This window comes from Hymenobacter saemangeumensis (genome assembly GCF_039541835.1).
In the GTDB taxonomy this organism is placed as follows: Bacteria; Bacteroidota; Bacteroidia; order Cytophagales; family Hymenobacteraceae; genus Hymenobacter; species Hymenobacter saemangeumensis.
In genome coordinates, this window is sequence record NZ_BAABGZ010000006.1 from 139,770 (window position 1) to 155,583 (window position 15,814).

Here is a 15,814-nt window from a genome sequence, read left to right on the forward strand (position 1 = left end):
GCTGCATGACGCAGGTGCTGCCCCGGTAGCAAGAGCAGTTTCTCGTAGCTGTGGATTGACAGTATTTCCCGAAAAAAATAAGAAAACCAGTGCATTAAATTTAATTGGCGGCAATCCGTAACAGTGGCTTCTAACGGATGGGAAGACGGATTTGCAACCTGCCATTGAATTAAGAACAGCTGGTATTCCCAGGCAGTGGGTGGCCGGTTTCCAGGAAAAGGAGCCGTGCCGGGCAGTCTTCATCCTTGGGTTGACGCCGGGCTTGTATTTGCGTATACCCGCCACGCCTGGCCATTTCCTACTCGGCCCCGACCGCAGCGGGCTGTTCTACCTGCTGCTGTTCATTGCCCTCATTGCCGCGGCCCTTTTTGTCGACCACGCCTTTGACATCCATTATTCTATTATCGGCAGCGTGGCGTCGTTCTTGGGCTTCTTTACCTCCTTTCAGAGCTGGAAGGCCGCGCACGAAGCCCCGCGCAATGCCGACCAGGCCCTGGCCCAGATGCAGGACATCACGCGCTAAACTCAGGCTCTGGCTCATTCCAACCACCTCATCGACCTTTGCTAGCGCGCGTCTGCGACGCGTGCTCACCAGCCTCGCGTCGCCAACGCGTAACCTCCGCGCCCTATGAAGATGCATACCGCCGCGTCAGAGAGGCGAAACCACCCGGCACGCGTCGCAGACGCGCCAGCAGAGGTTCTGCCTGCGGGAAGGGCCATTGTAGCCTGCCATTTCGGGCTTGGTAAAATGATTAACTTGCTTTCAGGGCAAGCAAGCCTATATTAGTCTGCCCTTTACTCCCGCTTCACCCTTTTTTCTGACTTTGCCATGAAACACACCTACGCAATTTGCTTATTGCTACTGGCCAGCACCGTTGGCCGGGCCCAGTCCTCGCTCACCTTTACCCAGCTGAGTGGCCTGCCCGACGGCGGGCGCTACGGCATGGGCTACAGCCAGGACCAGGATGCCTTCTACATGGCCGGGGGCGGCGGCCCGGCTTCGGCTTTTAACTCCCAGATTTACCGCTACGAGCCCAGCTCCGACTCCTGGGCGTCGGGCAGCGCCAGCGCCAGCCTCACCCCCCAGCGCTGGACTTCCCTGGCCCAGCCCAATATCAGCCTTATCTACGTGCTGAACGGGGTAACAGCCGCAGGCGCCCCCGTGCCCGACCTGCAGACCGTCAGCACACAGTCGGGTTCCTTCGGCTCCAGCTTCGCCAATCCCAGCCCGGCCTCCTCGGCGGGCGTGGCCGTATGGAACGGCCTTATCTACAGCTACGGCGGGCAGCTGGCCAGCGGTACCTACACCGACCAGCTGCGGGCCTACAACCCCACTTCCAACACCTGGACCACACTGGCGCCCATGCCCGAAGCCAAGTCTGCCTTCGGGGCGGCGGTGAACGGTAAGATTTACACCTTTGGCGGCTTCAACGGCGTGCAGAATTCGGCCCGCGTCGATGCCTACGACATTTCCAGCGGCCAGTGGCAGGCCCAGGGCCTGCTGCCCACCACGGTATCGAGCCAGGCCGTGGCCGTGCAGGGCGAGTGGGTGTGGCTGGTGGGCGACTTCACCAACCAGAGCTACCTGGCCGCCTACAACGTACGCACCCGCCAGCTGCGCACCTTCACGTCCAACCTGCCGCCCCGCCGCAATGCGGCAGCGGCCGTGCGCAACAACTTTCTCTACGTGTGGGGCGGCAACACCGCCTCCAGCAATGCCTCTACGCTGGCCGACATGTGGCGCGCCGACGTGAGCCTGCTGCTGGGCACGGGCCCGGCCACGGCCCAGGCCTCCGGCCTGCGCGCCTACCCCAACCCCAGCGAAGCCGGCCAGACCACCCTGGAGCTGCCCAGCGGCACTCAGCAGCTCAACGTCTTTGATGCCCTGGGGCGCCAGGTAGCCACGGCCACCCCCGCCCCGGGCAGCCCGCGCTGGCCCCTGGACCTACGCGGCTTCCCGGCCGGCATCTACCTGGTGCGGGCGCGTACCGCCTGGGGCGGCAGCGCCAGCTGCCGGGTAGTGTGCCCGTAGCTAAGTTGACTTTACTTCATTAAAAAGCCCCGGCTGCGAGCGCAGCCGGGGCTTTTTAATTCCAGCATGTTAGCTTACTCCACCACCAGCTTCTTGCTGATGGTGCCCTGGGCGGTGGCCAGGCGCAGCGCATACACGCCGGCGGCCACGCCCTGCAGCGAGAGCGGTTGGGCCGCTGCGCTAGCCCCCAGTTGCTGGGCGAGCACTACGCGGCCCAGGGCATCCACCAGCTCGGCCGTGGTGGCCGCGCGGCTCAGGCTGGCGGGCAGCACTACCATCACGGCTTTGGCGGCCGGGTTGGGGTACACCGCTACCTGGGTGCTGAGGCTAGTCGCGGCCGTGCCCAGCACGCGCTGGGGCGCGAACACCAGCTCGAAGCGCGGGGTGGTGTTGGCTGCGTTCAGCGTAAAGGTGTAGCTGGGCTGCTGGCTCAAATCCACCAGGGCGCCGGTCTGGCGGTCGCGCAGGTAGGTGGGGATGCCGGCCAGGTGCAGCAGCTCGGCCGCGTGCAGGGTGTAAGAGCCCGTGGCGGGCACTTTCACCGCTAGGGGCACCACTGCCTCGGCGCTGCCCGGCAGGGGCAGGCCCTGAATGGCCAGCTGCTCGGTACCGGTGCGCGCGCTCAGGTTCAGGCCGTGGGTGTTGGGCAGTTTCACGGCGTCAAACTCCGCATCTACCCCCGCCGTGGCGCCTTGCTCAAAGTACACGTAGGCCGCGTCGTGGAGCCCGTTGCTACCACGCAGCTGCAGCTGCAGCTGCGGGCGGGTATCAGCCGCGCCGCGCCGTACCGGCACGTTGGTGTAGCTGGTCAGGCGCTGGGAATCGCGCAGGGTAAGCGTCCCTTGAGTTTGGCCGCTGCTCACGCGCACCCAGAAGCCCTGGGCCAGGCCAATGAGCGAGTTGCCGATGCCGTTGACGTAGGCCCGGTACTGCCCGCCGTACTGGCTGGTGCTTTCAAACACGTACATCGACGCATCCAGATTGACCCGGTCGGCTGGGGCCACCAACGCCCAGTCCAGCGGGGCGGGGTAGGGGTTGCCCAGGTGGTGCCAGCCTGCTTCTGACGCAAACACGCCGTTGTCGCGGTTCAGCGTCTGGCTGAAAGCCCCGTTGAATACGCCCCCGAAAAAGTCTATTGTCTGACCAGCGGGCAGCTGCACCGCGTAGCCCCGGCCCAGGTCCAGCGGGGTGCTCGGCGACGCCGGCGAGAACCAGCCCTTGTCGAACGCCGACAGGTTGTTGCTGGCCGTGGCCAGGCGGGCCTGGTTGTAGCCAAACACGGTGGGGAAGGGCGTCACCTGGCCGGGAGCAGGCGAGCTGTTATAGGCCGGGTTTACCACCGGAGGAGGAGAGCTGCCCGTTCGCAGGGCCGACACGTTGGCGAACGCGCTCGATACCGGCGAGCTCAGGTGGCGGTAGCCGGTACCGGGGTTCACGCTGGGGTTGATATAGCGCTGCACCGTGGCGTTGCCAGTCAGCACGCCGCCGTTGTTGACCACCATGGCCGTGGCCGTGGGCATCGATTCCAGGGTGAAGGCTTGGCCGTTTATATTCAGGCTGCCGGTGAGCGTGAGCAGGCGCTGCACGCTGGCCGGGCCGCCGAGGCTGGCGCCATTGGCTTGCACGGTCAGGTTCCAGAAGCGGGAGGTGCTGCTGCCGCCCAGCGCTGTTGGGGCGGAGCTAGCGGCCACTACGGTGCCCCCGGCTGGCACAAAGCTGCCGTTGTTGGTCCAGCTGCCGCTTACTGCCAGGGTGCCGCCCGTCATGTTGAGCTGGGCGGCGCTGGCAATGGTCAGGTTATGGGCCGTGGCGTTGCCGCTGCCGATGAGGGGCATGCGCGGCGTGGTGCCCGCAATGGTAGCGTTGAGGGCGGGAGTGGGCACGCCGGCCGTCCAGTTGGCCGCGTCAAACCAGTCGGTGGAGACGGCCCCGGTCCAGGTAGTGGCCGTGGCTGCATCGGAGTAGAAGCCGAAATAAGAAGTGGCTTTGCTGCCGTCGCCTACGGTGGTGAAGCTGCCCCCGGCGTACACGCCGGTGCTGAGCATGCCCAGGGCATTTACCCGGTTATCCAGTCCCGTGCCCAGGCTGCGCCAGCTCGTGCCGTTCCACTTGGCAATGTGCGGGGCCGTGCCTCCGCCAGCCATGGTGAAGACACCTCCTATGTAAACATCGGAGCCGCTTACAGCTAAGGAGTAGACAATGTTATTCGTGCCATTGGCCATACCCATGCCCAGGCTGCTCCAGCTGGTGCCGTTCCACTTGGCAATGTAGTTGGCCGCAGCCCCACCGGCCGTAGAGAAGTTGCCCCCCGCGTACACGTCGGTGCCACTCACCGCCAGGGCCCGAACGTCGCTGTTCATGCCCGTGCCCAGGCTGCTCCAGCTGGTGCCGTTCCACTTAGCAATGTTATTCGCGGCCACTCCGTCTACAGCGGTGAAGCTGCCCCCGGCGTACAAGTCGGGGCCGCTCACGGCCAGGGAGAAAACAGTACTATTCATGCCCGTCATGCCGGCTCCCAGCGCGCTCCAGGCGCTACCATTCCACTTGGCAATGCGAATGGCCGTTGCCCCGCCGGCGGTGGTAAAGCTGCCCCCCGCGTACACGTCGGCCCCCCTCACGGCCAGGGCATAAACAAAATTGTTCATTCCTGTGCCTAAGCTACTCCAACTGGTGCCGTTCCACCTGGCAATGTAAGACGTCCCCGCACCGCCAGCCGTAGTGAAGCTGCCCCCGGCGTAGACGTCGGTGCCGCTAACGGCCAGGGCCCACACGGTACCGTTTGTGCCATTGCCAGCGCCCGTTCCCAGGCTGCTCCAGCTGCTGCCGTTCCATTTGGCAATGCGATTGGCCGTCACCCCACCGACCGTGGTAAAACTGCCTCCCACGTACACATCGGTGCCACTCACGGCCAGGGCATGAATATTATTGTTTGCGCCCGCCCCCAAAGCACTCCAGCTGCTGCCATTCCACTTGGCAATGAAGTTGGCCGCCACTCCACCGGCTGTGGAGAAATTACCGCCAGCGTACACGTTGCCGCCGCTCACCACCAGGTCCTGTACGTAGCTGCTCGTCCCCGTTCCCAGGGCGCTCCAGGCGCTGCCGTTCCATTTAGCTACGCGGCTAACGGCCACGCCCCCGGCTGAGGTAAACCACCCCCCGGCGTACACCTCGCTGCCGCTCACGGCGATGGACAGCACATAATCATTCACGCCGCTACCCAGGCTGCTCCAGCTCGTGCCGTTCCATTTGGCAATGTTATTCGCGGCTACTCCACCGGCCGTCGTGAAGTAGCCCCCGGCGTACAGGTCGCTGCCGCTTACAGTCAGCTCCCATACAGTGGCATTGCCAGGCGGTACGTTATTATTCATTCCTGTACCCAGGTTGTTCCAGCTCGTGCCGTCCCATTGGGCGATTTTGTTCGCCGCTACCCCGCCGGCCGTGGTGAAGCTGCCGCCTGCGTAGAGGTTATTGCCCATCACGGCCAGGGCCTCGACACGTCCGTTTATTCCAGTGCCCAAGGCACTCCAGCTCGAGCCGTCCCATTTGGCAATATAGTCGGCGGGTACCCCACCGGCAGTGAAGAAACTACCCCCTGCGTATACGTCACTGCCTATCACGGCAAGGGCTCTGACTTCACGGTCAGTACCGGCATCCAGACTGCTCCAGCTGCTGCCGTCCCATTGAGCAATGTTATTCGCGGCTACCCCGCCGGCGGTGTCAAAGTCGCCCCCCACGTAGAGGACGGGGCCGCTCACCGCCAAGGTATTGACATTGCCGTTTATCCCCGTATCGAGGCTGCTCCAGCTGCTGCCGTTCCATTTGGCAATGGAATTGGCTGCAATCCCACTCGCCATGGAGAATGAACCGCCCACATAGATGTCGTTGCCATTTTGAACCACGGCAATCACTGTTCCATCAGTGCCCGGCAGCCCAAATCCATCCTGCCAGTTCTCATCGCCGGCCCCGGTAATGCCGGCCGGCCGGAATACCGGCTTGCCGTCGGGGGCGGTGCGCATTTGGAAGCCGCTGGCATCGAACGAGCCGCGGAGGCCAGTCTTGAGGGTACCGTCGGGGTTGAGGGCGCCGGCCAGGGACTGGCCTTTGGCCGGAGTGCCGGGCATAGGGGCGCCGGCTGGCGGCGTACTGGCCCAGGCCGGGGCGGCCAGCAGCCAGGCAAGCAGCAGGGCCCGCAGCAGGCCTGGCAGCGAATGGCCGCCGGCCAGAAACAGAGGAGAAGTGTGCATAGGTGTAAGGGAATTAAAGGGAAGAGATAAATTGACCGGTAAAGCTACGCCCCCGAGGCAGGTGGCAATACCCGGAGGTGGGGATTTCCCTTTCCGGCTAGCCCGCGGTGTAGGCCGTCACCTGGCACGTCATACAACGTTTTGCTCAGGGGGCTTTCTGAACTAGTTGGCACGTCCTACAGAGCTACTGTGCCGCAACAAAAAACCTGGCCGCTCCAGCGGCCAGGTTTTTTTGGGAATGTACCCGGTTGGGGTGGCTACACCACCAGCTTTTTGCTGACGGTGCCCTGGGCCGTGGCCAGGCGTAGCGTATGTACACCAGCGCCCTTGCTCGCAAGGCTGGCCACAGTCTAAGCGCAACGACGATTGCGCGCCAGGAGTTAAGACGTGTTTGTGCTTCGCCATTGAATAGGCTCAGGCGACGAATTGCAAACTCGCTTATCTCAGGCTCGCAATTACCCGGGCTCTGGTCGGAAAGCTGCGTCGAACACTAGCTTACTCCGCCGCCTCGTGCCGGGGCCAGGGGGCGGTGTGGAATATCACTTGCCCGTCCTTGATGCCGTCCACCACCAGCACGAAGTAGCGGCCCAGCTGCTGCTCGTTGCTGTAGGCATAATCCCGCGCCAGCTGGGCCATATCCAGGTAGCCGATGCGGCTGCGCTTGCGGGTCAGCAGGTTTTTGTCGAACAGCCGGCACAGCTGGTAGCCGCCGTAGGCCGTGGGCAGAATTTCATAGCGCTGCCGCGGAAACAGGCGCAGCATGCCGGCCTGGGTGCGGCAGTACAGCTCGTGCCCGGGAATGCGGCTCAGCCCATCTACCCGGAAGTAGAGGGTGTAAGGCTCATCTGCCTGCCCGGCACGGGCCTGCTCCGGCCAGCGCCACCACGCCGCCAGCAGCAGGCCAAGTGCCAGGATAATACGCAGATGTAGGGGCCGCATGAAGTCAGCTCAGGTGGTAGTGCCGGCGGGTAAGCCTTGGATATGTTTACGCTTAACAGTTGAAAGTTAAAAGTTGAGCGTTAAAAAGCAGACGTGCTGTTAACGCTCAACTTTTAACTAAGCTTTCGTAAGCTGTAGCGTGAAAATCTGTTTCGCATTGCGCAGCAGGCGCCAATCGGGTACCGCGCTATAGCGCCTACCCGCCCAGGGCTTGTCGCAAAAGAGATTCTCGCAGCTGCTTCCGCGCCATTGCTTAAGCCCGCTTCAGGCCGCGGGCCAGACGCGCCACCGTTTCTTCGAGGCGGCGGGTACGGGTTTCGGGCTTTTTGGCACCTTCCAGCCAGCGCACATATTCCCGCTGATGCGTGAAAGCCAGCTTGGCGAAATAGGTGGCCGCCGCCGCATTATCCTGCAGGGCGGCCGCCAGGTCGTCGGGCACGGTCACCTTGCGCTCGGTGGTGTCGCGGCTCAGAGCCACCCGCACGGTGTCGCCCAGCGTCTTGCCGATAGCGCGGCGAATCTGCTTAAGAACCAGCAGGGCATGGTGCCCGTCGCCGAGCGGTACCAGGCTGCCGCTGTACGGGAAGCCGTCGAGGGTAGCCCGCACGGGTACCCGGCCGCGGGTGCCGTACACCTCGGGTACGCTGAATGGGGCCAGCACAAATACGCCGCCATCGGCTGCTTCGGCATCGGCTTCGAGTACGGCGTCGAACTCGTGTTCAAAAGGGATTTCGGGGCTATTATCGGCGTTCATGAGGCGGAAGTAGGAGGGATGGAGGGGAGGGCAGTCAGGCTGAGCCCGGCCAGTAGCGCCGCAATGCCGGCGGCGTCGGTGGCGGCCAGCACCTGCACCCGCTCGGGGTGCAGGCTGTAGTGCCGCAGCACCCGCTGGCGCAGCTCGTCGGTGGTTACCAGCACGGTGTGGGCCCGGCGCAGGGCGTAGCGCTCAACTTCCAGGCGCCAGCCGCGGTCGGCGGGAGCGGCCGAATCCCGGGCCAGGTCGCTCAGGTGCAGCACCAGGGGGCAGCGCAGGCGGTAGCGGATTTCCAGCGCCGCCAGCCAGGTAGGCCAGCTGGGCGCGTAGATGATGCCAAACTCCTCGCCCAGGCTGCTGGCGTGGGTAGCAAAGCGGGCGTATTGGATAATGCGGTAGTGCAGGTCGTCGGACAGTGCCGGCAGGGCCGGGGCTGGCTCGGCCGCCGCCGTGGGTGCCGGGGCAGGCATGGCTTCTTCGCCGGAGCGGCGCAGGGCGGCCAGCCCTTGTGTGAGGCTGGCGCGGGCCGGGGCAGAGGGCAAGTGCGCGGGGGCAGCCGCCGGGGGGGGTAGGGCCGTACCGGCTTCGGCCGGGCTCAGGCTCAGGTTGTCGGCGGACGCACTTAGGGCGGCTGCTTCCGCCGGGCCGGGCTCGGCGGGAGTGAGGGCGAAAGGCGGGGCGACGGCCTGGGGCCGCAGCGGCAGCTCCGGGTCGGGGTCGAAGGCCAGGTCGGCCACCAGGCGGGGGGCAGGCAGCGGGCTTTCGGGCCGGGGCCGGGGAGGAGCCGGCGGGGGCGGCACATGGGGGTAGGGCGGCCCCAGGGCCGGCCGGTTCCCGCCTGCCTGCGCGGAGCTGCCCAGGTAAGGCGCGGCCGGTACCAGACCGGGCTGCTGCCGGGGCACAGCGGGCCAGACAAACGGCGTAAACCCGGCCCGGGGGGGCTGGGGCCGGTCGGCCGGCCGGAGGCGGGGGGCAGAGGGCACTGGTGCTGCCGGCAGGGGCGGGGCGCTCGTGACAAACCCTACATCAGCCAGGCCAATAAGTCGGGAAATGGACGCGGGCTCGGGGCTGGCGGCGTTGGCAGCCTGCAGCGGAACACCCAGCGCAAAGACAGAGGCAGAGGCCGGGCCTGCGGCTACCAATGATGTCGCCTCCGGTTCAGTGGCAGGGGCTACATCATCGGCGTCGCTCGATGGGGCGGGTGCGACGGACTCCGGACGGCTTTCAGCCTCGATTGCCGGGCCGGGCCCGGGGTGGGGCAGTGCAGCCCCGGCGGCTTGCGGCGCCTGCGCCAGCTCGTCCAGACGGGCCTGGTCGCGCACGGCCTCGGGCAGCTGGGGCAGCACGGCCAGCAAGGGGTGCCGGGCGGCCAGCGCCCGCAGCAGCGGCAGCAGCGGGGGCATGGGCTGCTCGCCGGGCAGGCAGGGGCTGGCGTCGTCATCGTCCCAGGCCAGCACAAGCAAGGGAAACAAAGGCTGGGTCATGGGCAGAGGGCTTGGGACGGGCAAAACGGCGAGTGCCGGCAAAGATGCGCCGCCCGGGCTGCCCGCGCAACCCTGCCGGGCTGGGAGGCCGCGTTCCGGCGGCCGCTGGCTCACCAGGCTGCCTTTATTTGGATTCTGCCCGCCGGGCGCCGGGGGCTGCTGGCATCTGCTTCCGGGCGGCAGAAAGGCAGCCGAACAGAGGGCCGGACTTACGTGGAAGGGCTTCCGCCTGCCCGCCCGGGTTTACAGTTCAGCCTATCTGGTTTTACCTTGCGGAATTATTGCTGGCACCGGCCTTTAGGTCCTCTTGCCTACGGCCCCTTTGCCCCACCTCCGACATCAGCACCTCTTCATGGCTTCCACTGCCCCCGAACTGAATTACATGATAAACGACCTGGCGGCCAAAAGCCACCAGGAGCATTATCCCGGCGTCGTTATTCGCGTCGACCAGCTCAGCGACAGCACCTTCCTGTTCAACACCCAGAACGGCGCCCGCCTGGCCCTGTACGTGCTGGGCGACAAAATCCTGCGCTTCCGCTACCTCACCGACGGGCCCCTGGAGCCCGACTTCTCCTACGCCGTGCCGCCCGAGTCCATGCGCCGGCACAAGCCCAAGTTTTTGGAGTTTACCGAGAAAGTCGACCACTACCGCATCACCACCGCCCGCCTTATCTGCATCGTGCAGAAAGAGGGCCTGCGCATCCGGGTGCTCGACCGCTCCGGCACGGTGCTCAGCGAAGATGAAAAAGGCTTCCACTGGGAGTACAACGACGACACCGGCAACGACATCGTGAAGATGAGCAAGCAGGTGCCCGCCGGCGTGCACTACTACGGCCTGGGCGACAAGCCCGACAACATGAACCTGCGCGGCAAGCGCTTCACCAACTGGGGCACCGACACCTATGGCTACCAGAAAGGGGCCGACCCGCTCTACAAGAACATTCCGTTCTACCACGTGCTGCACCAGAAAATCGCGCACGGCATTTTCTTCGACAACACCTTCAAGGCCAGCTTCGACTTTGCCGCCGAGCGGGCCGACGTGACCAGCTTCTGGGCCCAGGGCGGGGAGATGAACTACTACTTCATCTACGGCCCCAGCCTCATGGAAGTGGCCCAGGAGTACACCATGCTCACCTGCCCGCCCGAGCTGCCCCCGCTCTGGACCCTGGGCTACCACCAGTGCAAGTGGAGCTACTTCCCCGAAAGCAACGTGAAGGCCATTGCCCAGGGCCTGCGCGAGCGCCAGATTCCCTGCGATGCCATCTACCTCGACATCGACTACATGGAAGGCTACCGCTGCTTTACCTGGAGCAAGGCCCACTTCCCCGAGCCCAAGCGCATGGTGCAGGAGCTGGCCCAGGACGGCTTCAAAACCATTGTCATCATCGACCCCGGCATCAAGATTGACCCCAGCTACTGGGTGTACCAGCAGGGCCTGGCCGGCGACTTCTTCTGCCGCCGCGCCGACGGCCCCCTGATGAAAGGCTCGGTGTGGCCCGGCCTCTGCAACTTCCCCGACTACACCAACCCCAAGGTGCGCGAGTGGTGGGCCGGCCTGTTCCAGGAGCTGATTCAGGACATCGGCGTGAAGGGCGTGTGGAACGACATGAACGAGCCCGCCGTGTTCGAGAAAGGCACCTTCCCGCCCGACGTGCGCTTCCACTACGACGGCCTGACGGCCTCGCACAGCAAAGCCCACAACATCTACGGCATGCAGATGGCCCGCGCCACCAACGACGGCGTGAAGCGCTTCAGCTACCCCAACCGGCCCTTCACCATCACGCGCAGCACCTACAGCGGCGGGCAGCGCTACTCCTCGGGCTGGACCGGCGACAACATCGCCTCCTGGGAGCACCTCTGGCTGGCCAACATCCAGTGCCAGCGCCTGAGCATCTCGGGCTTCAGCTTCGTGGGCTCCGACATCGGCGGCTTCGTGGATACGCCTACCGGCGAGCTCTACGCCCGCTGGGTGGCGCTGGGGGCCTTCCACCCCTTCTTCCGCACCCACTCCAGCGGCGACCACGGCGACCAGGAGCCCTGGAGCTTCGGCGAGCCCTACACCAGCCACGTGCGCAGCTTTATTGAGCTGCGCTACCGCCTGCTGCCTTACATGTACACCACATTCTGGCAGTACGCCACCCTGGGCACGCCCATGCTGCGCCCGCTCACCTTCCTCGACCAGCACGACACCGAGACCTACCTGCGCATGGCCGAGTTCGGCCTCGGCGACAACCTGCTGGTGTGCCCCATCACCCAGCCCGGGGCCGATGGCCGCTGGATGTACCTGCCCCGCGGCGACTGGTTCTACTACTGGACCGACGAGCACAAGGCCGGCGGGGCCGAGGTGTGGGCCAGCGCCGACCTGAGCCGCATTCCGCTGTTTGTGAAAGCCGGCGCCGTGCTGCCCCTGCAGCCGGTGCTGCAGTACGTGGGCGAGAAGCCCGTAGACGAGCTGACCCTGCACGTGTACTTCAAAAACGGCAGCGCCGAGAGCCTGCTCTACGACGACGGCGGCGAAGGCTACGGCTACGAGCAGGGCCACAAAACCCTGCGCCGCTTCACCGTGACGGGCACTACTGACAGCCTGACCCTGAGCCAGGCCATCGAGGGCGACTACCAGCCCGGCTACGCCAGCTACCGCGTGGTGCTGCACGGCCTGCCCACCGCGCCCGCCAAGGCCAGCGTAGACGGCAAAGCCGCCAAGCTCCGGGAAGTAGCGCTGGAAACCGGGCTCACCCTGCCCGGCCTGGCCGTGCCCAGCAGCTTTGCCGAAATCCGCCTCGGCCTGCACGTGCCCGGCCTCGACGTGCCGGCATAAGGCAGTAGCTGGCGGAGGTAGCAGCCCTGGCCCCGGCAGCCGCTGTTCCCAGGGCTAAGAAGAAGTAGTTGGTCTGTAAATCAATCCGCCATTCGCTTTAGCTTCAGCCCTTATGCGACGCTGCCAGTGGAAAAACCTCGTTCGGGCCAGCTGCCTGCTGCTTGCTCTGGGCAGCTGCCGCCCGGAGCCGGAAAGCGCGGCCGCTGCGCGCAAGCGGCAGCTGCCGGGGCACTGGCTGCTGTACTTCACCGCCCGTCAAGATGAGCAGGGGCGGACCCAGGCGCGGTACTTCCGGGATGAGCCCGGGTACAATGCGAACCGGCAGGCGCCCCAGGCCATTGCATTTACGGCCGACAGCATCGAGTTTCTCAACGGCATCTTCAGCGAAGGGCCGCCCGATAGCGTGTACAAGCATAGTCGGCCACGGATTTACCGGGGCAATTTTGCCCGGTACCGCCTGCGGGGCGACAGCATTCTGTGGGAGCATCCGGCCGATAAGTGCTGGCAGCTGCTGGGCCGGGTGCAGAGGCTGCGGAACGACACCCTGCTGCTGGCGCCGCCGGTAGTACCGGAAGAGATGCCGCCCCGTACGGTTGCCCTGCGCGAGGGGTACCGCCGCTTACCCCCGGCGGCCAGGCGGCCGACCTACGACGAAATTGCCTTCTCCGTCCACGGCTGGACCAGCTTTTCAATCGTGCTGGTTACGCGGGAAGGGCAGGTGCTTTTCCAGGAGAATCGCGGCCAGCCCGGCATCAGGGTAGGGCAGCTGACGCCCTACCAGCGGGAGCTGCTGTTCAGCAAGTTTGAACAGATAGATACCGCAACGGCGGCCCGCCGGGCTGGTGGCGGAATTGATGGCGACGTGGCCGCAACCTGCCTGATTCGCGACCATAAGATTGTGGCGTCGTTTCGCGACTGGGGCATGATGCTGCGGGAGATGAACGGGGCCAAAGAGCTGCAGTGGGCCTACGTGCCGGCGTATTTTCTGCCGCGGACGCTGCACTACCCGCCGCCCCCGCCGCTAACCCCGCCCTTCAACAGCAGCCTGCTCTTCGACTACTTCGTCCTGGGCCACGACGAGCTGCCGCTGGAAAGAGCGGAAAGCCTCTTCCTCTGGCACGAGCTGCAGCAAAGCCGGCCCACCACGGCCGCCATCGCCCTGCACGACACGCTGCGCTTCTGGCATTTTCGGGGCCCCGCGCCCCAGGCGGAGGGAGCTACTGCCGAGGCGTTTCGCCCCGTTGCTATTCTGACCGATGGCCGCTACTACCGCTTCTGCTTCGCGAACAAGACCACCACTACGCTTGACTTAGGCTATAATTTCATCGCTCGCAATGGCTTGGCTCAGCGGCGGCGCCCAAAGTCATATTAGCGTCATTCGCGCCGGGCGGCTGCCCGGCGCGAATGACGCTTGAGTGGCCCGGCCGGGTAGTCTGATAGGATGGGCCGCGGCGCTGCCCCGTGCGTTACGGTGAAGGCTAACGGTGCCGGCACGATAGAACGAATTGCCAGGCGTCGCGTAGCTTTCGGGCCCGGGTGTTCATTCAGAGTCATTTTTTGCCCGGCTCCAACTCCCGTCGTATGTCCCCTGTCCGGATAAGATGCAGCGTGCTACTGCTGGTTGTAGCCGGGCTTATCGGCCCGGGTAATCGCTGCCAGGCCCAGGACCAGAACCGGCCCTTCATCAAGATTGCGCACATTGGCGCAGAAGAAAGCCCGGTTGTGGGGGCTTTCATCAGCACCCGGGCCTCGGCCCTCGACGAGGGCCTGGCGCTGGTACCGGGCTACCGGGTAGAGCCAGTATTTGTGGTCAGCAAAAATGAGTTTGCGGCCTTGCTGCGCTTGGTGCGGCGCTACGCTACCACGGCCCGGCCCGCGGTGGCCCCGGCCGGGCATGGCACGTTTCGGTGCACCTTCAGCGACGGCAAAGGCGCCGAGGGCCAGCTGATTGCTCCCAAAGACGAGGCCCTGCACTTCATCACCGAGCTGTCGGCCCTCGTTGATACGTTCGAGGCTGCCAACCGCAAGTCGCCGGAGCTGTGGAATGCCTTGAAGGACCTCCGCTTCCGCCTGGCCAACTGAACACGGCGGGGGCCTTTCTGCGTAAACGCCGCATACCCTTCCCGTGTCCTGTTTATGAAGAAAATGCTTGTTCTGCCACTGGCCCTCGGCACTGCCCTGGGCCTGGCCTCCGCCTGCAGCCGCGACGTTACGTCCGAAGCACGGGCCTCGTCGCCCTCCGCCGCCGAATTCAACCGCCAGACTGCCAACAGCACCAAAACCGACGAAGAAATTGCCGCCGACTCTATCCGGGATGCCCGGCGTGCCCAGCGCACCGTCAGCCAGGAGGAACCGCGTTAAAGCTTCCGTTTTTCTGAGGCAGTCAATAAAAAAAAGGCACCCCGGCTGAGGTGCCCTTTTTAATTTTTGGCAATTGATGCCTACTGCACCGCCAGCTTGCGCGTCAGTACGCCCTCGGCCGTTTGCAGCTGCAGGGTGTAGAGGCCGGCGGGCTGCTTGCCCAGGTCAATGGTGCGGAAGCTGGCCGGGCGGGCGGCTTCGCCGCGCAGCACAACGCGGCCGGCGGCATCGGCCACCTTATAAGATGCTGCCAGCAGGGCCGGCTCGGTGCTGGTGAGGGTAAAGGTGCCGGTGGTGCTGGGGTTGGGGAACACGCTCACGGCTTCCTCCAGCTTGGGGTTGCGGGTAGCGGTAGCCGTGCCGGTAAAGCGCATGTTGTCGATGAAAAGGGCCGTGCCAGCCGTGGGAACATCGGCGCTGCTGGAAGTCATGAGGATGTGCACCGAGTCGGGCATGATACCCGAGGAATAGCTCAGGGGCATGGTCACGAGGGTGTAGGTAGAAGCCGGGGTGCGCAGCAGGCGCTCGGCACCGGCCACGGGCTGCTTATTGCCGTTTACGGTGCGGGTCAGGGTTACCACAATTTGCGCCGAGTCGTTGGCGGCGTTGGCGCCGGTGAGCTTGTAATAGAACTCCAGGTTGGCCGGGCGGGCCGTAAAGGGCAGGCCCCCGGGCACGCTCTGCTGTTGGGAAATCCGGTTGCCCAGCACCAAAATGCCCGGGATGGTGGCCATAAACAGGGGGTTGGCTCGGTTTTCCAGCTTCACGGCGTAGGTGCCGTTTTGCCGGTCGGTGGTGCGGGTAACGGTGCCCGTGCTGAAGGGCAGGGGGCTGCCAAACACCGCGGCAAACACGTCGTCGGTGGTCTGCCAGTTGGTGGGTACCAGGGTGTTGTTGCGCGTGGCCCAGGTTTCAAAGTCACAGTTGGGGAAGGTCTGGGCCTGGGCAGGGGCGGCCAGCAGCAGGGAGCAGCTGCCGATGGCAGTCAGGGCGAAGCGAATAAGTTTTTGCATGAAAAAGGAGAAAGTGTAAAAAAAAGTGGGTAAAATTATTTTTGCAAAAGTAGCTTGCTTACCATTTCCGGCCAAGCATGGGCTTGCTTTCGCATCGTTGATGCTTTTCCGCCGGCTTTGGTTGCTTGCCGGTTTGGGCCTGTCCGGGAAAAGGCGGGGAACAGTAAAG

Annotated in this window: 11 protein-coding genes; 6 read left to right on the plus strand and 5 right to left on the minus strand. The window is 64.8% G+C overall.

Annotation, left to right across the window (positions count from 1 at the left end):
- Window positions 1–268 precede the first annotated feature (268 nt).
- Window positions 269–523 (plus strand): hypothetical protein, encoded by a 255-nt coding sequence (locus ABD919_RS01060; RefSeq protein WP_345232983.1) that lies wholly within the window; start codon window positions 269–271, stop codon window positions 521–523.
- Window positions 524–829: 306 nt separating this feature from the next.
- Entirely contained in the window at window positions 830–2,032 is a 1,203-nt protein-coding gene (locus ABD919_RS01065) for a T9SS type A sorting domain-containing protein (protein ID WP_345232985.1), read from the plus strand.
- 74 nt (window positions 2,033–2,106) lie between these two features.
- On the opposite strand, the gene ABD919_RS23910 is transcribed toward ABD919_RS01065, so the two are convergent.
- From ABD919_RS23910 to ABD919_RS01085, 4 genes are all read right to left on the minus strand, one after another.
- Window positions 2,107–2,310: a T9SS type A sorting domain-containing protein gene (locus ABD919_RS23910; protein ID WP_425556392.1), complete on the minus strand. Its 204-nt coding sequence runs from the start codon at window positions 2,308–2,310 to the stop codon at window positions 2,107–2,109.
- Between the two features lie 4,461 nt (window positions 2,311–6,771).
- The gene (locus tag ABD919_RS01075; protein WP_345232989.1) at window positions 6,772–7,215 is read right to left on the minus strand and encodes a hypothetical protein; all 444 of its coding nucleotides are present in this window, start codon (window positions 7,213–7,215) and stop codon (window positions 6,772–6,774) included.
- 253 nt (window positions 7,216–7,468) lie between these two features.
- Entirely contained in the window at window positions 7,469–7,969 is a 501-nt protein-coding gene (locus ABD919_RS01080) for a YdeI/OmpD-associated family protein (RefSeq protein WP_345232991.1), read from the minus strand.
- On the minus strand, window positions 7,966–9,453 hold the full coding sequence (locus tag ABD919_RS01085; protein ID WP_345232993.1) for a glycosyltransferase: 1,488 nt from the start codon (window positions 9,451–9,453) through the stop codon (window positions 7,966–7,968). Before ABD919_RS01085 ends, ABD919_RS01080 begins: the two co-directional genes overlap by 4 nt.
- Window positions 9,454–9,805: 352 nt before the next feature.
- On the opposite strand from ABD919_RS01085, the gene ABD919_RS01090 reads away from it, so the two are divergent.
- The 4 genes from ABD919_RS01090 to ABD919_RS01105 all read left to right on the plus strand — a co-directional run bounded on the left by ABD919_RS01090 (window position 9,806) and on the right by ABD919_RS01105 (window position 14,632).
- Complete coding sequence (locus ABD919_RS01090) at window positions 9,806–12,271, plus strand: glycoside hydrolase family 31 protein (protein WP_345232995.1); 2,466 nt, start codon at window positions 9,806–9,808, stop codon at window positions 12,269–12,271.
- Between the two features lie 112 nt (window positions 12,272–12,383).
- Window positions 12,384–13,643, plus strand: a complete 1,260-nt coding sequence (locus ABD919_RS01095; RefSeq protein WP_345232996.1) for a hypothetical protein — start codon at window positions 12,384–12,386, stop codon at window positions 13,641–13,643.
- A gap of 209 nt (window positions 13,644–13,852) precedes the next feature.
- Window positions 13,853–14,353, plus strand: a complete 501-nt coding sequence (locus tag ABD919_RS01100) for a hypothetical protein (RefSeq protein ID WP_345232998.1) — start codon at window positions 13,853–13,855, stop codon at window positions 14,351–14,353.
- Window positions 14,354–14,407: 54 nt separating this feature from the next.
- The gene (locus ABD919_RS01105; protein WP_345233000.1) at window positions 14,408–14,632 is read left to right on the plus strand and encodes a hypothetical protein; all 225 of its coding nucleotides are present in this window, start codon (window positions 14,408–14,410) and stop codon (window positions 14,630–14,632) included.
- Between the two features lie 80 nt (window positions 14,633–14,712).
- Here the strand turns inward: ABD919_RS01105 and ABD919_RS01110 are convergent, their stop codons facing one another.
- Entirely contained in the window at window positions 14,713–15,645 is a 933-nt protein-coding gene (locus ABD919_RS01110; RefSeq protein ID WP_345233001.1) for a T9SS type A sorting domain-containing protein, read from the minus strand.
- Window positions 15,646–15,814 lie beyond the last annotated feature (169 nt).